The organism is Polaromonas sp. YR568 (genome assembly GCF_943371715.1).
Taxonomy (GTDB): Bacteria; Pseudomonadota; Gammaproteobacteria; order Burkholderiales; family Burkholderiaceae_C; genus Polaromonas.
This window is the reverse complement of record NZ_CALRVW010000003.1, coordinates 56746-80077: the sequence shown is the minus strand read 5'-3', so window position 1 is coordinate 80077 and position 23332 is coordinate 56746. Positions and strand designations below refer to the sequence as shown.

The 23332-nt window shown below is 64.6% G+C and carries 18 protein-coding genes and 1 riboswitch; of the genes, 8 read left to right on the top strand and 10 right to left on the bottom strand.

Translation table 11 applies throughout. The features are described from left to right. Positions 1–171: 171 nt before the first annotated feature. From rlmJ to AAG813_RS03140, 7 genes are all read left to right on the top strand, one after another. Entirely contained in the window at positions 172–1170 is a 999-nt protein-coding gene (gene rlmJ / locus AAG813_RS03170; protein ID WP_341911763.1) for a 23S rRNA (adenine(2030)-N(6))-methyltransferase RlmJ, read from the top strand. A 31-nt stretch (positions 1171–1201) separates the two neighbouring features. Continuing rightward, positions 1202–3253, top strand: coding sequence for a protein kinase (locus AAG813_RS03165; RefSeq protein ID WP_341911761.1), 2052 nt, complete (start codon positions 1202–1204; stop codon positions 3251–3253). 103 nt (positions 3254–3356) lie between these two features. Continuing rightward, positions 3357–4364, top strand: a complete 1008-nt coding sequence (gene paaA, locus AAG813_RS03160) for a 1,2-phenylacetyl-CoA epoxidase subunit PaaA (RefSeq protein WP_341911759.1) — start codon at positions 3357–3359, stop codon at positions 4362–4364. Further along, entirely contained in the window at positions 4361–4654 is a 294-nt protein-coding gene (paaB, locus tag AAG813_RS03155; protein ID WP_293594372.1) for a 1,2-phenylacetyl-CoA epoxidase subunit PaaB, read from the top strand. Before paaA ends, paaB begins: the two co-directional genes overlap by 4 nt. Next, positions 4651–5448, top strand: coding sequence for a 1,2-phenylacetyl-CoA epoxidase subunit PaaC (gene paaC, locus AAG813_RS03150; RefSeq protein ID WP_341911754.1), 798 nt, complete (start codon positions 4651–4653; stop codon positions 5446–5448). Before paaB ends, paaC begins: the two co-directional genes overlap by 4 nt. Before the next feature lie 68 nt (positions 5449–5516). Continuing rightward, positions 5517–6017, top strand: coding sequence for a 1,2-phenylacetyl-CoA epoxidase subunit PaaD (paaD, locus tag AAG813_RS03145; protein ID WP_341911753.1), 501 nt, complete (start codon positions 5517–5519; stop codon positions 6015–6017). An 11-nt stretch (positions 6018–6028) separates the two neighbouring features. Further along, positions 6029–7153: a 2Fe-2S iron-sulfur cluster-binding protein gene (locus tag AAG813_RS03140; RefSeq protein WP_341911751.1), complete on the top strand. Its 1125-nt coding sequence runs from the start codon at positions 6029–6031 to the stop codon at positions 7151–7153. 159 nt (positions 7154–7312) lie between these two features. Here AAG813_RS03140 and AAG813_RS03135 read toward each other — a convergent pair whose 3' ends face one another. The 8 genes from AAG813_RS03135 to ahcY all read right to left on the bottom strand — a co-directional run bounded on the left by AAG813_RS03135 (position 7313) and on the right by ahcY (position 15206). Next, complete coding sequence (locus AAG813_RS03135) at positions 7313–7639, bottom strand: hypothetical protein (protein WP_341911749.1); 327 nt, start codon at positions 7637–7639, stop codon at positions 7313–7315. A 66-nt stretch (positions 7640–7705) separates the two neighbouring features. Beyond that, positions 7706–8737, bottom strand: coding sequence for a cytochrome d ubiquinol oxidase subunit II (locus tag AAG813_RS03130; RefSeq protein ID WP_341911747.1), 1032 nt, complete (start codon positions 8735–8737; stop codon positions 7706–7708). After that, a complete protein-coding gene (locus AAG813_RS03125; protein ID WP_341911744.1) occupies positions 8730–10130 on the bottom strand; it encodes a cytochrome ubiquinol oxidase subunit I in 1401 nt (466 codons plus the stop codon). Before AAG813_RS03125 ends, AAG813_RS03130 begins: the two co-directional genes overlap by 8 nt. 2 nt (positions 10131–10132) lie before the next feature. Then, the gene (locus AAG813_RS03120) at positions 10133–10759 is read right to left on the bottom strand and encodes a GbsR/MarR family transcriptional regulator (protein WP_341911742.1); all 627 of its coding nucleotides are present in this window, start codon (positions 10757–10759) and stop codon (positions 10133–10135) included. 358 nt (positions 10760–11117) lie between these two features. Then, positions 11118–11765 (bottom strand): septal ring lytic transglycosylase RlpA family protein, encoded by a 648-nt coding sequence (locus AAG813_RS03115; RefSeq protein ID WP_341911741.1) that lies wholly within the window; start codon positions 11763–11765, stop codon positions 11118–11120. A gap of 13 nt (positions 11766–11778) precedes the next feature. Further along, positions 11779–12609, bottom strand: a complete 831-nt coding sequence (metF, locus tag AAG813_RS03110; protein ID WP_341911739.1) for a methylenetetrahydrofolate reductase [NAD(P)H] — start codon at positions 12607–12609, stop codon at positions 11779–11781. Between the two features lie 38 nt (positions 12610–12647). Further along, positions 12648–13643 carry a TlyA family RNA methyltransferase gene (locus tag AAG813_RS03105; protein ID WP_341911737.1) on the bottom strand — a complete coding sequence of 332 codons (996 nt, stop codon included), beginning with the start codon at positions 13641–13643 and terminating at the stop codon, positions 12648–12650. Positions 13644–13766: 123 nt separating this feature from the next. Continuing rightward, entirely contained in the window at positions 13767–15206 is a 1440-nt protein-coding gene (gene ahcY, locus AAG813_RS03100) for an adenosylhomocysteinase (protein WP_341911735.1), read from the bottom strand. 103 nt (positions 15207–15309) lie between these two features. Next, positions 15310–15384: riboswitch (S-adenosyl-L-homocysteine riboswitch) on the bottom strand. 76 nt (positions 15385–15460) lie between these two features. On the opposite strand from ahcY, the gene AAG813_RS03095 reads away from it, so the two are divergent. Then, positions 15461–16288 carry an HAD-IIB family hydrolase gene (locus AAG813_RS03095; protein ID WP_341911733.1) on the top strand — a complete coding sequence of 276 codons (828 nt, stop codon included), beginning with the start codon at positions 15461–15463 and terminating at the stop codon, positions 16286–16288. A gap of 6 nt (positions 16289–16294) precedes the next feature. Here AAG813_RS03095 and AAG813_RS03090 read toward each other — a convergent pair whose 3' ends face one another. Continuing rightward, a complete protein-coding gene (locus tag AAG813_RS03090) occupies positions 16295–17131 on the bottom strand; it encodes a DUF4399 domain-containing protein (RefSeq protein WP_341911731.1) in 837 nt (278 codons plus the stop codon). Between the two features lie 308 nt (positions 17132–17439). After that, positions 17440–23316: an excinuclease ABC subunit UvrA gene (uvrA, locus tag AAG813_RS03085; protein WP_341911729.1), complete on the bottom strand. Its 5877-nt coding sequence runs from the start codon at positions 23314–23316 to the stop codon at positions 17440–17442. Positions 23317–23332 lie beyond the last annotated feature (16 nt).

Below are 23332 nucleotides of genomic sequence, written 5' to 3'. Positions count from 1 at the left end.
TGAGGCAGCGTAAGGGCTGTCATTAGGCATGGACACCCTGCTGCCGTCAAGGCGCCCGGGCGGCCGCAACGCCGCGCCCGTCGGTATTGTGTTGCAGATTGCAAGCAGCCGGCCTGGCGGCCCGGCGCGATTAAAAAGAGCCTGTTGGGCGGCGCCCGTTAACATAGCGACATGTTCAGTTATCGCCACGCCTTCCATGCCGGCAACCATGCCGATGTGCTCAAGCACACCACGCTGATTGCGTTGATGAAGTATTTGACCCAGAAAGACACGGCATTGACCGTGATCGACACGCACGCCGGCGCCGGCCTGTACCGCCTCGACGGCGACTACACCGAAACCAGCGGCGAGGCGCAGGAAGGCATCTTCCGCCTGGTTTCTGCATCAAAAACACCTGTAGCCGTTTCCGGATCAGCGCCAGCAGCTATAAAAAAGGTAGCAAACCCCAAAGCCCCGGGCACCGCGAAAGCCCCGGCCGACGAGCCCCTGGCCCCTGCGCTGCAGGACTATGTCGACCTGTTGCGCGGCCTGAACCCGCAGTTCGCCGCAAGCGGCGATCCGGCGCACCTGAAGATTTACCCTGGCTCGCCGTTCATCGAGCAACAGTTTCTCAGCGGCCGCGACAAGCTCAAGCTGTTTGAACTGCACCCGACCGATTTCAAGTCGCTGACCGGCAACATCGCGCAACTGGGTGTGGGCCGCCAGGTCACGGTGGCCTGTGAGGACGGCTTCGAGGTGCTGAAAACCTTTCTGCCGCCGCCGGCGCGCCGCGCCATGGTGCTGTGCGACCCGAGCTACGAGATCAAGAGCGACTACGCCCGCGTCGCGGCCTGCATGGGCGATGCCGTCAAGCGTTTTGCCACCGGCACCTACGTGGTCTGGTACCCCATCATTCCGCGCCCCGAGGCGCATGACCTGCCGCGCAAGCTCAAGACACTGGCGACCAAGGCCGGTCGCAGCTGGCTCAATGCCACGCTCACGGTCAAGTCCAGCAAGCTGACCACCGACGAGGCCGGCGACGTCAAACGCCCCGGCCTGCCGGCCAGCGGCATGTTTGTGATCAACCCGCCGCACACGCTCAAGGCCGACCTGCAGGCGGCCCTGCCACAGCTGGTGGCGCGCCTGGGGCAGGACCGCAACGCCGGCTTCACGCTGGACCACGGCGGCTGACCGAAAACTGCCACGGGTAAAGGGTCAGCGCATGCATGTGATCCTGGTGGTGGAGGACGACGACGCGATTCGCAGCAACCTCGCCCGCCTGCTGGCGCTGGAGGGTTTCGAGGCGGTGGCGGCCGCCGATGGCCGGTCCGGCCTCGCCCACGCCAGGGCCCGCACGCCGGACCTGATCATTTCCGACGTCAACATGCCCGGCATGAATGGCTTTGAGCTGCTGGCTGCAGTGCGAACCGACCCCACGCTGGCGACCACCCCGTTCATGCTGCTGACCGCGCTGGACGACCGCGGCAACATGCGCCGCGGCATGACCGGTGGCGCCGACGACTACCTGTCCAAACCTTTCACGCGCACCGAGCTGCTCGAAGCCGTCAGCGCGCAGTTACACAAGAAGAGCCTGGTCGACACACGTATTGCCGCCAGCCTGGTGGCAATGGAGGCGCGTCTGCGCACGGCCTTCGGCGGCGACATTGGCGGCAGCCGGTCTGAAGCCTTTCCAGTGGACATCCCGGCGGGCAGCGAGAACGGGCTGGCACTCGATGCCACAGTGCTGGTGTCGACGATCCGCCACTTCACCTCGCTGGCCGAAAAACTCGAAGCCAGTGAGGTCTCGGAATTGCTGACCGGCTACTTCGAGCGCAGCTGCCAGCCGGTGCTCAAGAACGGCGGGCGCCACCTCAAGTTTGTCGGCGACGGGCTGATGGCCGTCTTTGCCAATACGCTCAGCGACTCGCCGCTGTCGGCGTCGCGCCGCGCCGTTTCCGCAGCGCTGGCGATGGCCCTGGCCGCCGACGAGTTCCGGCACTGGCTGGCCCGGCGTTTCCCGGACCGTGGCCTGCCACCCTTCGCCATCGGCATTGGGCTGCACAGCGGCGAAACCACACTGTGCCGCATCGGCGCGCCGGGCAGCCCCGAGCTGATGCCGGTGGGCGAGACCGTCAGCCTCGCCGCGCGCCTGGAGGCGGTCACCCGCGAGCGCGGCTGGACCGTCCTGGCCAGCCGCGCTGTATTCGCCGGGGCGGGCGCCGGCATCCAGACGGGAACCCAGGACAGGCTGGCCGTGACCGGCAAACACCAGACCCTGGACGTGGTGGAAATCACTGGCCTGGTGACCGGCCTGGACGACAAGATCCACGGCATGGCCAGCCTGACCGAAAGGGCCGAAGAAATCAGCGCAGCGGTACGGACCAACTCCTCAATCACGGCCCGGGCCGTCAAGGACGCGCTGCAGTCCAAGTTGGCCGCGCTCAAAGGCCTGCGCTTCGAAGACGACGCCGAACCGGTACGCCTCAAGGGTTACCGCGTCACGAAAAAAATCGGCGCCGGCGGCATGACCGAGGTTTACCTGGCCGAACGCGAGACCGACGGCCTGCCCATCGTGCTCAAGGTGCTGGATTCACGCGGCAAGGAAGCGTCGGAGCATCTGGTCCGGTTTATCCAGGAATATGCGCTGCTGAGCCAGATCAGGCACCCCCATGTGATCCGCATCCACGACCAGGGCTTCAGCGACGAACACGCCTACATTGCGATGGAGTATTTCGAGCGCGGTGACCTGCGCGGCCTGTTCGGCCCCGGCATGACCCGCGAGCGGGCACTCGCCGTGGTGCAGCAACTGGCGCTGGCCTTGGCGGCGATCCACAGCCACGGCATCGTGCACCGCGACCTCAAGCCGGAAAACGTCATGCTGCGCAACGACGGTTCGGTGGCGCTGGCCGATTTCGGCATCGCCAAATCCATGCTGCAGGCCGAAAGCCCGGGCCTGACCCAGACCCGGCACGGCGATGTGGTCGGCACGCCCTATTACATGAGCCCCGAGCAGGTCAGCGGCAAAGCCGTGACGGCCCGCTCCGACCTGTACAGCCTGGGCGTCATGCTGTTCGAGATGCTGGCCGGACAGCGGCCCTTCATCGCGGAATCGCTGGAACTGCTGCTGGCCAGGCACCTGCACGCCGACACACCGGTGCTGCCTGCGGCCCACGCCGCGCTGCAGCCCATGGTCAACAAACTGATGGCGAAAAATCCCGACCACCGCTACGCATCGGCCGACGCCCTGCTCGCGGACCTCGCACGGGCGAACTGAAAGCCCCCTCCAGCGGAGTCAACAATTAACCGACCGATCGGTCGGTTAATTCGCTATACTCCGGCTGACCCCGTCCTGCAGACCGGGTGACAGGAGACAAGACATGTACACACAATCACTCGACGTGCCTGACGCGTCGGCCCCGGCCTTGGCGTCGGTGCCGGCCGCCCCCGATGCGTTGCAGACCCGCTTCGACGAAAAAATCGACGCCGACCAGAAGATCGAGCCGCAGGACTGGATGCCCGACGCCTACCGCCGCACCCTGGTGCGCCAGATCAGCCAGCACGCGCACAGCGAGATCATCGGCATGCAGCCCGAAGGCAACTGGATCTCACGCGCGCCCTCGCTCAAACGCAAGGCGATTTTGCTGGCCAAGGTGCAGGACGAAGGCGGCCATGGCCTTTACCTGTATTCGGCCGCCGAAACCCTGGGCGTGGGCCGCGACAGCCTGCTCGATGCCCTGCACACCGGCAAGGCCAAGTACAGCTCCATCTTCAACTACCCGACGCTGCAGTGGGCCGATGTCGGCGTGATCGGCTGGCTGGTCGACGGCGCGGCCATCATGAACCAGGTGCCGATCTGCCGCTGCTCCTACGGCCCGTATGCGCGCGCCATGATCCGCATCTGCAAGGAAGAAAGTTTTCACCAGCGCCAGGGCTTTGAAAGCCTGATGGTGCAGATGCAGGGCACGCCCGAGCAGCGCGCCATGGTGCAGGACGCGGTCAACCGCTGGTGGTGGCCGGTGCTGGCGATGTTCGGCCCGCCCGATGCGGCCAGCACCAACACCGCGCAAGGCATGCGCTGGGGCATCAAGCGCATTTCCAACGACGAGCTGCGCCAGAAGTTTGTCGACGCCACCGTGCCGCAGGCCGCGGTGCTGGGCGTGACCTTGCCCGACCCCGACCTGAAGTGGAACGAGGAACGCCAGCAGCACGACTACGGCGCGATCGACTGGGATGAGTTCTGGGCCGTGGTCAACGGCAACGGCCCCTGCAACAAGGAGCGCCTGGCGAACCGCGTGAAAGCGCATGAGGATGGCCAGTGGGTGCGCGATGCAGCGCAGGCCCATGCGGCTAAACAGAAAGCCCGCCAGATGAAGGAAGCAGCATGAGCAACACACACAACGACTGGCCACTCTGGGAAGTGTTTGTGCGATCCAAACAGGGTCTGGAGCACAAACACTGCGGCAGCCTGCACGCCGCCGATGCGCAGCAGGCGCTGCAGATGGCGCGCGACGTTTACACGCGGCGCCAGGAGGGCGTGAGCATCTGGGTCGTGCCCTCCAACACCATCACTGCCAGCGAGCCCGACGACAAGGCCGCGTTTTTTGAGCCCATGGCCGACAAGATTTACCGGCACCCCACCTTCTACGAAATCCCTGACGAAGTGGGCCACATGTGAAAACCGTTGAAGCTCCTGTTGGAACGAGAACAGCTGCGCCGGGCTACCTGCTGCACCTGGCCGACAACGCGCTGGTGCTCGGCCAGCGCAACGCCGAATGGTGCGGCAACGGCCCGGTGCTGGAAGAAGACATCGCCCTGGCCAACATGAGCCTGGACCTGATCGGCCAGGCGCGCATGTTGTACCAGCACGCAGCCGCCGTGGCCGGCAATGGTGCCACGGAAGATTCGCTGGCCTATTTCCGTAGCGCCGAGGAGTTCCGCAACTACACCCTGCTGGAACTGCCTCATGCGTCCGACAGCTCGGAGCGCGACTATGCAGTGACCATCGTCCGCAATTTCCTCTACAGCGCGCTGATGCTGCTGCTGTGGGATGCCTTGCAGAAATCGAAGGACGCGCAGCTGGCCGCGATTGCGGGCAAGTCGTTCAAGGAAGTGTCTTACCACTTCCGCCACTCGCGCGACTGGCTGGTGCGCCTGGGCGACGGCACTGCCGAATCGCAGGCCCGCACCCAGGCCGCCTTGGAGCATTTAATGCCTTACACCCAGGAGTACTGGGCGCCATCAGCTATTGAAAAGATAGCAAACGAGGAAGGCCACGGCATTGAAGCCGACGCGCTGAAAAGCAGCTGGGACGATCTCGTCAACGACGCCCTACAGGAAGCCGGGTTGCAGCGCCCCACCCTTGGCACAGGCTTGCCGCAGGGAAAGAACGGACAGCACAGCGACCACCTGGCACCGCTGCTGGCCGAGATGCAAAGCCTGGCGCGCGCTCACCCGAACGCACTATGGTGAGCGCTTCGCACCCACCACGAGCTCCGGAGAGCGGTTATGGAACACCTCCCGCAAGCGGGAAGGTGGTGGTGAACACCCTGCAGCAGGTCTGGGACGTGCTCGAAGCCGTGCCCGACCCGGAGATCCCGGTGGTGTCCATCCGCGAACTGGGCATCCTGCGCGACGTGCGCCACGTCAAGGACGGCGTGGAAGTGATCATCACGCCGACCTACAGCGGCTGCCCGGCCATGGGCCAGATCGAGGACGACATCCGCGCCGCGCTGGCGCAGCACCAGCTCAGCGCGCGCATCACGACCCAGCTGGCGCCGGCCTGGACCACCGACTGGATGACTCCAGCCGCCAAGGCCAAACTGCGCAGCTACGGCATTGCGCCGCCGCACACCACCACGCCCGGCAGCGACAAGGTCATCCGCTTTGCGCCCCGGCACCAGGCGGCGGAGGCCGTGGCCTGCCCGCAGTGCGGCTCGGTCAACACGACCGAAACCTCGCACTTTGGCGCCACCGCCTGCAAGGCGCTGTACAAGTGCCTGGACTGCCTGGAACCCTTCGACTACTTCAAACCTTATTGATTAAAGCGTCCATGTCTGTTCCCCACTTTCACCCGCTGGTCGTCACACGCGTCACCCCCGAAGCGGCCGGTGCCGTGGCCGTCAGCTTTGCGATTCCGGCGGAGCTGCAGGACCTTTACCGCTTCACGCCGGGCCAGTTCCTCACGCTCAAGGCCACGATAGACGGCGAGCCGGTGCGCCGCAGCTACTCGATCTGCAGCAGCACCCAGCGCCTGGCCGCAGAACACGACATCGAGGTCGGCATCAAGCCGGTCGAGGGCGGCGTGTTCTCCAACTGGGCCACGCACTTGCAGCCCGGCGACACCCTGGATGTGATGCCGCCGGACGGCCGCTTCACGCCGCGCCTGAGCGGCGCGGTGCACCGCGTCGGCTGGGCGGCCGGCTCGGGCATCACGCCGCTGCTCTCCATCATCGCCAGCACCCTGGCCGGCGAAGCCGCCTCCACCTTCACGCTGGTGTACTGCAACCAGCGCACCGGCAGCATCCTGTTCAATGAAGCGCTGCAGGACCTGAAGGACCGCTATCCCTCCCGCCTGAGCCTGGTCCACCTGCTCTCGCGCCAGTCGCAGGATGTGCCGCTGTTCAACGGCAGGCTCGACGCGGCCAAGGTCAGCGAACTGCTGGCCACGCTGATTCCGCCGGCCAGCATCGACGAGACCTTTGTCTGCGGTCCGGAAGCCATGATCGAAGGTTGCCTGCAGGCCCTGCTGGCGGCCGGCGTGCCCAAGGAACGCATCCACGCCGAACGTTTCACCAGCGCAGCGCAGCCCGCAAACGCTATGAAATCAGGAGCCATTGACGCAGCAGGGACGGGCGCTGGAGGCCAAAAAGGCTTGAAGAATGAGGGCAACCTCGGCGCCATCCGCCTGTCGGTGCAACTCGACGGCAAGGCGCACGAGTTGCGCATGCACCCGCATGAACGTGTGCTGGACGTGGCACTGGCCGCCGGCCTGGATTTGCCCTACAGCTGCAAGGGCGGCGTCTGCTGCACCTGCCGCGCCAGGGTGCTCGAGGGACAGGTCGCCATGGAAAAAAACTTCACGCTGGAAGACTGGGAAGTGCAAAAAGGTTTTGTGCTGAGCTGCCAGGCACGGCCCCTGAGCGACAGCGTGTCCATCAGCTACGACGACAGGTAGACCAACAGCCCCCCGGCTTTTCACTGCGTGTAATGCGCTGCACCTTGCAGGCCGCCGCTCGCCAGAGGCTTCGCTTCTGATGTCTGTCCAAACCTGCGCTGGCAGGTTCGTTTCCGCGGCCCCTGCTTGAAGGGGAAGTGCCCCTGCCGTGGGGCGGGCTCAGTGGGTTCTCGAATTCCAGACGTGCAACTCGAAAAACGCATTCTGGGCTGCAATTTTCATCTGGCGGAAAACTGCACGCGTGGCGTGGTCGGCGGCCTGTTCCCAGCGGACAATCGCCAGGGTTTCTTCGGCCGAACGCGGGACATCGGGGTTTTCGGCGCGAATCGAACGCGCCGCCAGCCATTCCACATAGGCGCCGCGCACCGCGGACGCGCCGCCCAGTACGTATTCCAGCACCTCAATAAATTTTTGCTCGGCGGTCTGGCGCTGCTCGTCGGTCAGCCCGTTGGCCGACTGCAGGGAGGCGTTGTATTTGCTCTGCATTCTCATGAGGATGGGTTGGCAAACGTGAGGAGAGCCTGATTTTATCGCCAGCCGGCCGCAACGCCCTCAATATTTCAGCGCCGTGCTTTTGCCCCAGAAAACGCGATAGGCAAACACCGTGTAGCCGATGATCATGGGCAGCACCACCAGCGCGCCCACCAGAATGACGCCCATCGCCTCAGGCGCGGTGGCCGCCTTCCAGATCGTGATCCGGTCGATGACCAGCCACGGAAACAGGCTGTAGGCCAGGCCGTAAAACGCCAGCAGAAACACACCCACCGTCGCACCGAAGGGCACCCAGGCGCCGTATTCGTTGCCCTGGCCCAGGCGCACCGGCAGCCGCTGCAGGCTGCGCCAGATCACGGCAAACAGCACGGCGGTGGCCACCGGAATCGGCAGCAGCAGCACGATGTTGGGAAAGGAAAACCATTTCTCGAAAATGCGCTGGCTGACCAGTGGCGTGGCGATCGAAATGGCGGCGACGCCGGCCATGGTGAACAGCAGGCTGGCCCGCGCCCAGCGCACCGCCCGCAGCTGCAGCGCGCCTTCGGACTTGATGATGAGCCAGCCGGCGCCCAGCAGGCAGTAGGCGGCCACCAGCGCCAGCCCGATCACAGCGTTGAACACCAGAGTCCACCAGGTGTCGGCAAAGCCCGTGATCAGCGAACCCAGCATGTAACCCTGACTCCAGCTGGCCAGCAGGGAGCCGGTGTAGAAGAGGCGGTTCCACAGCGGCTTGTGCGCGGCGCGCGCCTTCACGCGGAAGTCGAAGGCCACCCCGCGCAGCGTCAGGCCGATCAGCATGAAGGCCACCGGCAGGTAGAGCGCGCCGAGGATCACGCCATGTGCCACCGGGAACACGGTGAGCAGAATGCCGACGCCCAGCACCAACCAGGTTTCATTGGCATCCCAGAAGGGACCGATGCTGGCAATCATGGTGTCCTTGTCGTCGTCGCTGGCGCGGCGCATCAACACACCCACCCCCAAGTCGTAGCCGTCCAGGATCACGTAGGCCAGCATCGCCAGGCCCATGACCACCAAAAAAACAATCGGCATCCAGCCCGCGGCTTGGGTGAGGTCGGGCGCAAGGTCAAGCACGGGGAGCTCCTTCCTGTTCCGGGTAGGTCACGGGATTGGGCGTGTCTTCCAGGCCGGTGCCAAACGGCTTGTCCGCATGTTTCCGGTGGCGCGCCAGGTAAAACACCACCGAGACGTAGGCCACGATCAGCGCCGCATACAGCGTGAGGTAGAGGGCCAGCGTGAGGGCGATGCGCGGCGCGGGCACGCTGGATGCCGCCTCGGCCGCCGTCAGCACACCGGTCACCAGCCAGGGCTGCCGGCCGATCTCGGTGACGTACCAGCCGGCGATCAGCGCCACCCAGCCGGCAAACGTCATGGCCACCAGCAGCCTGGCCTGCCAGGTGCGCAGGGTACGCGTCGGATCACGCTTCCAGGGCGCGAACTGGAAGGCCGTGGACCAGCTGACCAGCAGCATCAACACACCCACGCCGACCATGATGCGGAAGGCCCAGAACACCGGCGCCACCGGCGGGTGTTTGCCCTCGAACTGGTCCAGGCCCTTGACCTCTCCGTCCAGCGAATGGGTCAGGTACAGCGAGGCCAGTTTCGGAATGGCGATTTCATAACGGTTCTCCTTCGCCTTTTCGTCGGGCAAGCCAAACAGCACGGCGGGCACACCTTTTTCGGTTTTCCAGATGCCTTCCATCGCGGCCAGCTTGGCCGGCTGGTGCTCCATCGTGTTCAGCCCGTGCAGGTCGCCCGCGATGATCTGCAACGGGATCAGCAGCGCCGCCATGTAAACACCGGTCTTCAGGCTGGCCATGACCTCGGCGCTGCGGTCCTGGCGCAGCCAGCGGTAGGCGGAGATGCCGGCCACCAGAAAGGCCACCGTCAGCCCGGAAGCCAGCAGCATGTGCACCAGGCGGTAGGGAAACGAGGGGTTGAAGATGACCTCGAACCAGCTGGTCACATGGGCCTGGCCGTTGATCATTTCAAAGCCGGCCGGCGTCTGCATCCAGGAGTTGAGCGCCAGGATCCAGAAGGCCGACAGCGTGGTGCCGCCCGCCACCAGCAGCGTGGCCACGGTGTGCATGGTTTCGCTGACGCGCTCACGCGCAAACAGCATCACGCCCAGCATGGTGGCCTCAAGGAAAAAGGCCGTGAGCACCTCATAGGCCAGCAGCGGCCCGGCAATGTTGCCGACCTTTTCCATGTAGCCCGGCCAGTTGGTGCCGAACTGGAAACTCATGGTGATGCCGCTGACCACGCCGAGCGCAAAGGTCAGCGCGAAAATTTTCACCCAGAACTGGTAGGCGTCCATCCAGTGCTGCTCGCCGGTCTTGACGAAGCGCAGCTTGAAGAACAGCAGCACCCAGGCCAGCGAAATGCTGATCGTCGGAAACAGGATGTGAAAAGTGATGTTGGCCGCGAACTGGATGCGCGCCAGCAGGAATGCGTCGAATCCGTCCATCATCAGCTCCGGTTGTTTTCTTCGGGAACAGCGGCCGGCGGTTCCACCAGCTTGGGTGCCGCGGCGCGGCCTGTCAAGCCGGCCTTCATCGTGCTGGCCACCTTGTCCTTGACCTCCAGCAGCTTCTGCACCTTGGCACCCATCTTCATCAGGCTGACCAGCGTGGCCGAGTCCATCTTCTGCACGTCGGCCAGCCAGCCCGTCATGAGTTCGATCAGGTCGTGCATCTGCTTCATGCGCGCCTGGGCGTGAATGTCATCTGGCGCCGAAGGCTGCTCCATCAGCGCGTCGCGCAGCATGGACAGCGTGGGGTCGATCTCGCGCTTGCGCCGCTCCTCGGCCAGCGTGCGGAAAATGGCCCACACGTCTTCCGGCGCCTGGAAGTACTCGCGCCTGTCGTTGGGCAGGTGCTGCAAGCGCACCAGATTCCACGACTGCAGCTCCTTCAGCCCCATGCTGACGTTGGAGCGCGAAAACGCCAGCGCCTCGCCGATGTCGTCGGCATTGAGCGCGCGCGGCGAGACGTACAGCAGCGCGTAAATCTGCCCCACGGTGCGGTTGATGCCCCAGCGGCTGCCCATTTCGCCGAAGTGAAGGACAAAACGCTGGGTCAGGGGGGCGAGGTTCATGGCGGTCCGATTTACTGAGTTTTCAGGAATTACTGAAATTCTAGTAAGCCAAGGATATTGGTGCCGACACCGAGGCCTTGCCATACCTGCACAAGGGGCTATTGCGGATTCGGCCGATAACGAATCGTGTAGTTCAAGTGGAGGGATGCACTGGGCGCGAGCAAACCCCAGACGCCAGACTGTAGGCGGGTCAGGGTTGCCCGTGGCCTGGCGGACCACGTTCTTCCATCGCGGTTGTTTGTCTGCAGTCGATCAATCCGCACTCGTGCGATTCATCACGGCCAGCCTGTTGCTATTTATTCAGGAGCTGCAACCACCTGCAGAATATGGGCTGAGGGCCAATTTCATATTCAGATGTTTAGCGTACCCTGGGCACCGGCAACCGCCTGACACTGCCCCGGGATTTTCTGACAGGTCGCAACGGTGCGGCAGCCACAGCCGCTGTGGATTCCGGCACCAGCAACACCACCTCCTTGAAGCCCAGGCCCAGCATGCCGAGTTCCGCCGCGGCCGCGCGGCTCACGTCGATGATGCGGTTGTGGCTGAAAGGGCCGCGATCGGTGATGCGCAGATCCACTTCGCGGCCGTTGACCAGGCTGTGGACCCGCACCATGGTGCCGAACGGCAAGGTGCGGTGCGCGGCCGTGAAGGCGTTCATGTTGTAGCGTTCGCCGTTGGCCGTCAGCCGGCCATGAAACCCGGGGCCGTACCACGAGGCGGCACCACGCTCGAACTCGCGCGCGGGTTCCCCCGCCAGCAACGCTGGCCGCGGCCGATTGCTGAAGGGCTCCAGGGCTAAGGGCGGTGGCGGTGGCGGTGGGGCAGCGTCCGTCGGCATGCCGCCGGCCTCGGCGCTGGCTGGTGCGGGTATCGGTGCGGCCACCGGCACAGGGCCGGGCGCGGCGCGGCCAGGTGACGACGGCGCGGTGGTGCAGGCCGCCAGCAGCACCAGCAGGCCGAGCGCGAAGGCCTGCCCGATGGAGCGCGTCTTCAGCAGGCCGGCCAAAACAGGGCTCGCTTCAAACCGGCTGCAGACGCCGGATGATCTCGGACGTCGCGCCGGCCTGGTTCATCGTATAAAAATGAATGCCGGGCACACCCGCGGTATGCAGCTGGTCGCACAGGTCGGTGATCACGTCGAGGCCGAAGCTCTTGATCGATGCCGTGTCGTCGCCGAAACCCTGCAGGCGCAGGCGGATCCAGCGCGGAATCTCGGCACCGCAGGCATCGGAAAACCGCATCAGCTGGGTCGAGCTCGTGATCGGCATGATGCCGGGCACCACGGGCACATCCACGCCTAAACGGCGGGTGTCCTCCACAAAGCGGAAGTAGGCGTCCGCGTTGAAAAAATACTGGGTGATGGCCGAATTGGCACCGGCCTTGACCTTGGCGGCGAAGGCCTGCAGGTCGGCATCGGCCGATTTGGCCTGCGGGTGGATCTCCGGGTAGGCCGCCACCTCGATATGAAAGGCATCGCCGGTGAACTCACGGATGAAGGCCACGAGGTCGCTCGCGTAATGGAACTCGCCACCCATGCCGTAACCGCTGGGCAGATCACCGCGCAGGGCGACCAGGCGCTTGACACCCATGGCCTGCAGGGCGGCGAGCTGCTCGCGCACCGTGGCCTTGGTCGCGCCGACACAGGAGAAGTGGCAGGCGGCCGCCATGCCTTCCTTCAGGATTTCGCCGACGGTGCCAAAAGTGCCCTCCTGGGTGGAACCGCCCGCGCCAAAGGTGACCGAGCAGAAGTCGGGCTGGTGCGTGTACAGCGCCTGGCGTGTCAGGCGCAGCTTGTCGGCGCCTTCGGGGGTCTTGGGCGGGAAAAATTCAAAGCTGATCGGAAGATTCATCACCAGTCTCACTTGTTCTTGGGAGCGCGCAACGCGGCTCAGTCGTCTTTGTCGCGGCGCTTGCCGCGCGCCGGGCCGTGCTGGCCCGCGTGGGCTTCTTCAGAGTCCTCATGCGCCTCGTGCAGCGCGCGCAGTTCGGCGCGCGGTGTGCGTTTGGCGGCCTTGCGCGGCGGCGCCGCCGGCAGCGGCTGGTCTTCACCGGTCGTATGCAGGCCTTTGACCGCATGAATGAAAAACTCGCGGTTGCCGTCCCCACCTTCAATCGGCGAGGCCAGCCAGGCTTTCACGTCCAGCCCCAGCGCAGCGCAGGCGTCACGCAGACGCTTTTCGACAAATTCGAAATGCACGGCATCACGCACAATGCCGCCCTTGCCGATCTGGCCGGGCTGCAGCTCGAACTGGGGCTTGACCAGCATCAGCAGATGACCGCCGGCTTTCAGCAAGCGCACCACGGCGGGCAACACCAGCGTCAGGGAAATAAAGGACAGGTCGCCGGTCAGGAAATCGAAATCGGCGTCGACGGCCTCGCCCTCGTCCGCCTCGAAATCATCATCGTCAAATTGGCCTTCAGCCTCCGCCGCATGGGCGGGGCCTGCTATCAAATCGGAAGCGGTCATGGACCGGGCGTTGAGGCCTTCGATACACACCACGCGCGGATCGCCGCGCAGGCTGGGGTGCAGCTGGCCATGGCCCACGTCCACACCCACCACCTGCACGGCGCCGTGCTGCAGCAGGCAGTCGGTGAAGCCGCCGGTGGATTGGCCGATGTCCAGGCAGCGCAGGCCCGCCACGCTGAGGCCGGTGCTTTTGAGCGCTCCTTCGAGCTTGAGCCCGCCGCGCGAGATGTACTTGGCTTCGGTCGTGTCGGGAATTTCGACCTCGGCGCCCGCCGGAATCTCGTCGCCATTCTTGGCAACCTTCTTCCAGGGCGAACTTTCCTCGGCGCGCCATTGCACTCCCGACGCAATCAGGCGCTGGGCCTGGGAACGGGTGGCGGCGTAGCCGTTGTCGACGAGGAAAAGGTCAGCGCGCATGATGGCTTTCAATGACGCCACACGGCATGTCATTGCGGGCTTGACCCGCAATCCATGCCGCATGCATCGCCAGGGGTGGAAGACATGGATGCCGGATCAAGTCCGGCATGACATGGCTTGTGATCAATACCTGTAGGTATCGGCCTTGTACGGACCGGCTTTCGAGACGCCGATATACGCAGCCTGCTCGTCGCTGAGCTCGCTGAGCATCGCGCCGACCTTCTTCAGGTGCAGGCGCGCGACTTTTTCGTCCAGGTGTTTCGGCAGCACGTAGACCTTGCCCACTTCGTAGTCGGCCTGTTTCGTGAACAGTTCGATCTGCGCAATGGTCTGGTTGGCAAAGCTCGACGACATCACGAAGCTCGGGTGGCCGGTGCCGCAGCCGAGGTTGACCAGGCGGCCCTTGGCCAGCAGGATGATGCGTTTGCCGTCCGGGAAGATCACGTGGTCGACTTGCGGCTTGATCTCTTCCCAGGTGCATTTTTCCAGCGCAGCGACGTCGATTTCGTTGTCGAAGTGGCCGATGTTGCAGACGATGGCCTGGTCTTTCATGGCCGCCATGTGTTCGTAGGTGATGACGTTCTTGTTGCCGGTGGCAGACACGAAGATGTCGCACTTGTCGGCGGCATATTCCATGGTCACGACCTTGTAGCCTTCCATCGCGGCCTGCAGGGCGTTGATCGGGTCGATCTCGGTCACCCAGACCTGGGCGGACAGTGCGCGCAGCGCCTGGGCCGAGCCCTTGCCCACGTCGCCGTAACCGGCCACGCAAGCCACCTTGCCGGCGATCATCACGTCGGTGGCGCGCTTGATGGCGTCGACCAGCGATTCGCGGCAGCCGTACAGGTTGTCGAACTTGGACTTGGTCACCGAGTCATTGACGTTGATGGCGCGCAGGGCCAGCGTGCCCTTGGCCGACATTTCGTTCAGGCGCAGCACGCCGGTGGTGGTTTCTTCCGTCACGCCAATGATGTTGGGCAGGCGGCGGCTGTACCAGGTCGGGTCGATGGCGAGCTTGGCCTTGATGGCGTTGAACAGGCAGATTTCCTCTTCGCTGGTCGGCTTGGAGATCAGGCTGGCGTCTTTTTCGGCCTTGGTGCCCAGGTGCATCAGCAGCGTGGCATCGCCGCCGTCGTCCAGGATCATGTTCGGGCCTTCTTCAGGCGTGCCCTTGGCACCGCTGAATTCGAAGATGCGGTGGGTGTAGTCCCAGTAGTCGGCCAGGGTTTCGCCCTTGATGGCGAACACCGGCGTGCCGGCTTCGGCAATCGCAGCGGCCGCATGGTCCTGCGTCGAGAAGATGTTGCACGAGGCCCAGCGCACATCGGCGCCCAGGGCTTGCAGGGTTTCGATCAGCACGCCGGTCTGGATGGTCATGTGCAGCGAACCGGTGATGCGCGCGCCCTTCAGGGGCTGGGCCTTGGCGAATTCTTCGCGGATCGCCATCAGGCCGGGCATTTCGGTTTCGGCGATTTTCAGTTCCTTGCGGCCCCAGGCGGCCAGCGAAAGGTCGGCAATCACGTAGTCAGCGGCGGTCTGGGCGGGTTTCAATACGGCGTTCATGGGGTATCTCCAGGATCAAGGGTCCAATTGGGCAAAATAGCCACGGCCACAAGGCGACAGGTCGGCGGGGAGTTGGTTGGATCTCACCCGGCTTGACAGCACATGCGGGTGAGCGTGGTTGCAAATGAAAGTCCTGAGCCTAGACCACATGTCGTGGGTTGCAACGCTCCTCAGGAACTCGCTATTGTAGCCAACCCGGGCGGGCGCCGCAAAGTCCCGACAACCCGCTGCGGTACTCGTGCGAAAATTTCACCATGCAAGAACTGAGCACCTGGCCGGCCGCCGAGCGCCGCGCCATCACCGGCGTTTTCACCGACATCGACGACACCCTGACCACCGACGGCGCGATCACGCCCGACGCGCTACAGGCCCTGGGCGACCTGAAGGCCGCCGGCCTGCATGTGATTCCCATCACCGGCCGCCCGGTGGGCTGGAGCGAGCCTTTTGCCCTGCGCTGGCCGGTCGATGCCATCGTTGCCGAAAACGGTGCCGTGGCCCTGCTTGCAAGTGAAATCGGGCACCAGCCCATGACTGGCGGGCACCAGCAGCTATCAAAACTGTATCAACAGGATGCCCCGACACGCCTGGCCAACTACGCCCGCATGCAGCAGGTGGCGCGGCGGGTGATGCAGAACGTGCCCGGCGCCGTGTTGTCCGAAGACAGCCCCGGCCGGGAAACCGACATTGCCATTGACCACAGCGAGTTTGTGCACCTGCCGCCGGCGCAGATCGCGCAGGCGGTGCAGATCATGCAAAGCGAAGGCATGAACGCCACGGTGAGCTCCATCCACATCAACGGCTGGTTCGGCGCCCACAACAAGCTCGAGGGCGCGCGCTGGATCGTCCGCGAGCTGTTCGGCCGCGACCTGGCCGCGGAGATGGGAAGCTGGGTCTACGTTGGCGACTCAACCAACGACCAGCTGATGTTCGAGGCCTTTGCGCACTCGGTGGGCGTGGCCAACATCCGCCGCTTTGAAGCGGACTTGAGCCACAAGCCGCGCTACATCACCGAGGGCGAGCGTGGCGCGGGTTTTGCCGAAGTAGCGGCGGCGCTGCTGGTGGCGCGAAGTCTTCCGGTCTGAACAGACTCAGCGCGCGGCGACCGACAGGGTCGAGGGCTTGGCCGCACTGAGCACCTTGCCGTCTGCGGCATTGCTGATCATTTCCAGCCGCACGTTGTAGTCGCCAGCGGGCGGGTTGAGCCAGGTTTCGGTCTGGCCGCCGGTGAAATTGAGCACTTCCGGCTTGCGCCCGGCACGCTCCATGGTCAGCCGGAAATGCCCTGTATCCGCAGCCTTGGCAGCCGCATGCGACACGCTGTAGCCGCTGGCATGGAACTGCACCCGAAACGGCCCCTTGACGGTCTCACGGTCCGCCGGGCTCAGCAGCTCGACGCGTGGCGGCCCCTGCACCGCCGCCGGTGCCACAGCCTTGTTCTGCTTGCTGACGGTCAGCTGGAGCGGCTTGCTGTAGACGAAGTAGGGAATGTGACCCTGGTCAGCGAGCAACAGGCGGAACTGGTACTTGCCGGGCGGCAGGTTGACCAGCATTTCCATCTGTCCCTTGCCGAAGTGGATGTACTGGTCGGTGAAAGGCAGGGGTTTATTGAAGTCCAGCGGCAAATCCTGATTCACCAGCAAATGGTGGTGGCCGGCGCGGCCTGCGGTCTTGCCCGCAGGCACCAGTCCGCGCATGGACAGGCCAAACCGCGCGACAAAGGGCGCTTCATACACGCCGCCATCCTGCAGATTGGTGAAGTAGGTTTCAGCCGAACGAGGCGATGGCACCTCCCAGGGATGAAACGTGACTTCCGCCTCGTCCGTTGGCGATGCGGGGGTCTGCGCGGCAGCAGGCAGGGCGATGGCCAGCAGCAAGGCGGAGAGTAAAAAACCGGGCATGCAACGGTTGAGGGAAGTCAGTGTCATGGTGTTTGCCGTTCGAATGAAACAAAGAGTAATAATATTACTGGTTGGTAATTTTATGGCCTTGCCATTCTTTTTCCCTGACACCCCTACATATCCCGCCGGTTTTGCAGGTCTTTCCTTTAGGGCCTGTTCACACTATTTATACAAGATGCGTTGCGAGTCGAAAAAGTCATGCACGAGGCGCAAAATGCAGCCGGGCTGATGCCCGGCAAGGCTTTGTAACGCTGCGCATGGCCTTTTTGGCCGCAACCCCGAGGGAACGGGGTGAAAACAACGCCACTCCGCGTTGCACTCCTACGCCAGACGCCCTAACGTGCCAGTACCGGTGCCAGCGCCTTCCCGGTCGCCGTGCCCAGCTTGACCACCTGCTCCGGCGTCGTGGCCGCGACCACCTGGCCGCCGGCGTTGCCGCCGTCCGGCCCGAGGTCGATGACCCAGTCGGCTTCGGCAATCACGTCCAGGTCGTGCTCGATCACCACCACGCTGTGACCGCCGTTGACCAGTCTGTGCAGCACATGGATGAGTTTTTCGACATCCGCCATGTGCAGGCCCACCGTGGGCTCGTCCAGCACATACAGGGTGTGCGGCGCCTTTTGGCCGCGCCGTGTGATGTCGTCACGCACCTTGGACAACTCGGTCACCAGCTTGATGCGCTGCGCCTCGCCGCCCGACAGCGTCGGCGACGGCTGGCCCAAGGTCAGGTAACCCAGGCCCACGTCCTTGAGCAACTGCAGCGGGTGCGCAATGCTCGGCATGGAGGCAAAAAACCCGACGGCCTCGTCGACCTCCATGGTCAACACGTCGCCGATGTTTTTGCCGCGCCAGGTCACCGCCTGGGTCTCGGGGTTGAAACGCGCGCCGTGGCAGGTTTCGCAGAGCACCTTCACGTCCGGCAGAAAACTCATGCCGATGGTGCGCACACCGGCACCTTCACAGGTCGGGCAGCGGCCTTCGCCGGTGTTGAAACTGAAACGCCCGGCGCCGTAACCACGCGCCTTGGCTTCCAGGGTGTCGGCGAACAGCTTGCGCACGGTGTCCCAGAAACCGATGTAGGTCGCCGGGCAGGAGCGCGGTGTCTTGCCAATGGGCGTCTGGTCCACCTCGAGCACGCGGTCCACCACCTCGTAACCCTCGATGTGGCCGCAGCCGGTCCAGGCCGGGTGTTTGCCGGCATCGTCCGCGTCACGCCCGGCCCGCGTCGAACGTTGCGCCACGCCGGCCTGCACATTGGCCAGCAGCACATCGCGCGCCAGGGTGGATTTGCCGGAGCCCGACACGCCCGTCACCGCCACCAGCCGGTACAGCGGGACCTGGACTGAAACGTTCTTGAGGTTGTGAAGGTCGGCCCCGACCACGGTGAGCCAGGAGGTGAAAGGACTGGCTGCCGCCGGCGCGGCATTGTGCAGCGCGCTGGCGCTGGCCGCCGCTGCTTTCAGCGCCTGGGCCTTCAGCGCCGCGGCCTTCTGCTTGCTGACCGGTTTGGCGTCGGCAGCGACGGGCAGGGCCACCACCTCGGCGGGTGCAGCGCCGCTGCGTGTCTCGCGGCGGATCTGCAGAGGGTGAATCAGCGGGTTGGCCAGGTAACGCCCGGTCAGTGAATCGGGCAAGGTGGCCAAGTGGGCCGCCGTGCCCTGTCCCACCAGCTGGCCGCCGCGTTTGCCGGCGCCCGGCCCGATGTCGATGATGTTGTCGGCGCGGCGAATCGTGTCTTCATCGTGTTCGACCACCACCAGGGTGTTGCCACGTTCGCTGAGTTTGCCCAGAGCACGCAGCAGGATCTGGTTGTCGCGCGGGTGCAGGCCGATGGTCGGCTCATCCAGCACATAACAGACGCCCTGCAGGTTGGAGCCGAGCTGCGCGGCGAGCCGGATACGCTGCGCCTCGCCGCCCGACAGGGTGGGCGCACCACGGTCAAGCGTCAAATACCCCAGACCCACGTCTTCGAGGAATTCGAGCCGGCTCTTGATTTCGGGAATCAGGTCGCGCGCAATGCCGGCTTCACGCCCGGACAGCGATAGTTGCTCTACCCAAGTGCGGACGTCCGTCACAGACAGTGCGGCGATGTCGGCAATGCCCACGCCCGCAAACTTCACGGCACGCGCCTGCGCGTTCAGGCGTGAGCCCGCACAGGTCGGGCAGACGGCGTCCAGCATCTCGTCCACATCGGCTTCGACAAAACTTTGCTCGCGGCCCTTGTTGTCGTCGTCACGCACCGAGTCGTCGAACACCTTGCGCTGTTCCTTCGTCAGCCTGACGCCGGTGCCCACGCAGTCCGGGCACCAGCCATGTTTACTGTTGTAGCTGAACAGACGCGGATCGAGTTCGGGGTAGGAGGTGGCGCAGACCGGGCAGGCCCGCTTGGTGGACGAGGCCTGCAAGCTGCCGATCTGCCGGGTGGACGTGCCGGCCAGCATCGCACCGCGCAAGCCATCCAGCGGCGCCAGCACATGCACCACACCCTTGCCGTGCTCCAGCGCCGTGGCCAGCGCCTGGCGCAGCGCGGCCTCGTTGGCGGGGGTCACGTGGATGTCGGCAATCGGCAGCTCCACCGTGTGCTCCTTGAAGCGGTCGATGCGCGGGAAGTTCGTCGTCGGCAGAAATTCGCCGTCCACGCGCAAATGCGTGTAACCGCGCGGCCGCGCCCAGTCGGCAAGTTCCGTGTAGACGCCCTTGCGGTTGATCACCAGCGGCGCCAGCAAGCCGATGTGCTGGCCGCGGTGGGCCTTGAGCAGTTGTGCGGCAATACTTTCGGCGCTTTGCGGCATCACGGCCGCACCGTCCTTGGTGCAATGCTGGATGCCCAGCTTGACGTAAAGCAGGCGCAGGAAGTGCCAGACCTCGGTGGTCGTGCCCACGGTGGACTTGCGCCCGCCACGCGAGAGGCGCTGCTCGATCGCGACCGTCGGCGGAATGCCGTAAACGGCATCGACCTCGGGCCGGCCGGCCGGTTGCACGATGCTGCGCGCATAGGCGTTGAGCGACTCGAGGTAACGCCGCTGACCCTCGTTGAACAGAATGTCAAACGCCAGCGTGGACTTGCCGGAGCCCGACACGCCCGTCACCACATTGAACTGGCCGCGTGGAATGTTGACCGACAGGCTCTTGAGGTTGTGCTCCTTGGCGTTGACAATCTGGATCAGGTTGGAGAACGCCGGCTTGGTGCTCCAGGCCTTGGGCCGCGCCTCCTCGACACCATGCACCTTGCCCATGGCCTGCTCGTATTCGCGCAGGGCCAGCGCGGTGTGGGAGGTCGGGTGCTGGCGCACCTCTTCGGGTGTGCCCTGGGCCACCAGCAGGCCACCGGCCTCGCCGCCTTCGGGACCGAGATCGATCAGCCAGTCGGCCGAACGGATCACGTCGAGGTTGTGCTCGATGATGATCAGCGAATGGCCCACGTCGAGCAGCTTGCGCAGCGCGCGCATGAGTTTGGCGATGTCGTCGAAATGCAACCCGGTGGTCGGCTCGTCGAACAGGAACAGCGTGCCGCGGTTGATGTTCTTGAGGGCCAGCGGCTGGCGACTGGCGCTCGCGGTTTTTGACGCGCCGGCCAGGAAACCGGCCAGCTTGAGCCGCTGCGCCTCGCCGCCCGACAGCGTCGGCACCGGCTGGCCCAGTTTCACATACTCAAGCCCCACATCCACGATGGGCTGCAGCGCACGGATCACCTCGCGGTCCTGCGCAAACAGCGCGCAGGCCTCGCTCACAGTGAGGTCCAGCACGTCGGACACATTCATCAGGCGCGCGCGCACGTCGCCGATGGCCTTGCGTTCAATGGTGACTTCCAGGATCTCGGGCCGGTAACGCTTGCCGTCGCAGTCGGGGCAACGCAGGTAGACGTCACTGAGGAACTGCATCTCAACATGTTCAAAACCCGAGCCGCCGCAGGTCGGGCAACGCCCGTCGCCGTTGTTGAAACTGAACTTGGAGGCGGTGTAGCTGCGCTGGCGGGCCATGGGCGCCTGCGCAAACAGCTCGCGCACTGCGTCCCAGGCGCCAACATAACTGGCCGGGTTGGAGCGCGCCGTCTTGCCGATCGGCGACTGATCAACAAACACGACATCCGTCAGATAATCCGCGCCCATCAGCCGGTCATGTTGACCGGGCGTTTCCGTGGCCTTGCCGAACTGGCGCAACAGCGCGGGCGCCAGGATGTCCTGCATCAGCGTGGACTTGCCGGAGCCGCTGACGCCGGTGACGCAGACCAGGCGCTGCAGCGGAAACTCCACTGTCAGGTTTTTCAGGTTGTGGTCGCGCGCGCCTTCGAGGATCAGGCGCGGCGTGTTGTCGGTGACCGGGCGCTTGAAGCCCATGCCGACCTGCTTGCGCGAACCGAGGTAGGCGCCGGTCAGGGTATCCGCATGTTTGAGGTCTTCCGGCGTGCCGTCGAACACGATCTGGCCGCCCTTCTCGCCCGGGCCCGGGCCCATGTCGATCATGCGGTCGGCCGCCAGCATCACTGCCGGGTCATGCTCGACCACCACCAGCGTGTTGCCGGCATCGCGCAGCCGGTGCATGGCCTGGGTGATGCGGTTCATGTCGCGCGGATGCAGGCCGATCGACGGTTCGTCGAGCACAAACAACGTGTTCACCAGTGAAGTACCCAGCGCCGTCGTCAGGTTGATGCGCTGCACCTCGCCACCCGACAGCGTGCGGCTTTGCCGGTCCAGCGTCAGGTAACCGATGCCGACATCGCAGAGGTATTTGAGCCGGGTGTGGATTTCCTCGAACAGCGACTTGAGCGCCTTGAACTCGGCATCGGGGGCGCTGCCGTCCTGCAGCGCGGCCGGCGCCAGCCCGTTGAAAAATTCGCGCAGCCGGTCGATCGGCAGCTGCATCAGGTCATGCAGGCTCAGGCCGGGCAGGGCCTCGAGCTGCGCGCGGGTCCAGTCCACGCCGACCGGCATGAAACGTTTGGCTGGTGGCAGCGCCGCATCGGCGGCTTCCTTCGAGCCCAGGCGCCAGAGCAGGGCTTCGAGCTTGAGGCGCGCGCCACCACAGGTGTCGCAGGGCGTGTAGCTGCGGTACTTGGACAGCAGCACACGAATGTGCATCTTGTAGGCCTTGCTTTCCAGGTAAGCGAAAAAGCGCTTGATGCCGAACCAGTGCTGGTTCCATTTGCCATTCCAGTTCGGCGAGCCGTTGATGACCCAGCCCTGCTGTTCGGGTGTGAGTTTGTACCAGGGCGTGTCGCGCGGGATGCCGGCCGTCTCGGCATGACGCATCAGGTCGTCCTGCGCTTCTTTCCAGGCCGGCGTCTGCATGGGCTTGATGGCGCCCGAACGCAGCGTCAGCTTGTCGTTGGGAATCACCAGGCCGTAGTCCACGCCAATGACGCGGCCAAAACCGCGGCAGGTGTCACAGGCACCCATGGCAGAGTTGAAGGAAAACAGCGAAGGCGTCGGCTCGCCGTAACGCAGGTCGCTCTCGGGGCAATGCAGGCCCGTGGAAAAGCGCCACATCTCCTCCACGGCGCCCTCCTGTGCCGGCTGCACATAGACATTGAGGCGACCACCGCGTTTGAGCGCCAGCTCGATGGCTTCAACCACGCGCGCCTTCTCGGCGGTCTGCACACGGAAACGGTCGGCCACCACGTCGAGCAACTTATGCGGCCCGGCGGGTGTCGCCACGTCACGCTCTGCATGCACACGCGTGAAGCCACTGGCCGACAGCCACTGCGTCACTTCCTCGGCGCTGGTATTGCCCGGAAGTTCCACCGGGAAAGTCATGACGACTCTTGCATCGCTGCCTGCGGTGCGCGCCATCAACTCGGCATAAATCGACTCCGGCGTGTCATGGCGCACGGCCTGCGCTGTCTTCTTGTCGAATAACTGCGCGGCACGTGCATACAAAAGTTTTAAGTGATCGTTGAGTTCGGTCATGGTGCCCACGGTGGAGCGCGAACTGCGGACCGGGTTGGTCTGGTCGATCGCAATCGCCGGCGGCACCCCTTCCACCTTGTCCACCGCCGGCTTGTCCATGCGGTCCAGGAACTGCCGTGCATAGGCCGAAAAAGTTTCCACATAACGGCGCTGGCCTTCGGCAAACAGCGTGTCGAACACCAGTGAGGACTTGCCGGAGCCGCTGGGGCCGGTGACCACCGTCATTTCCCCCGTGCGGATATCCAGGTCAATGTTCTTGAGGTTGTGCTGTCGCGCGCCGCGAATGCGGATGGTTCCCTGGGTCATGGGTGGGGGGCTTTCC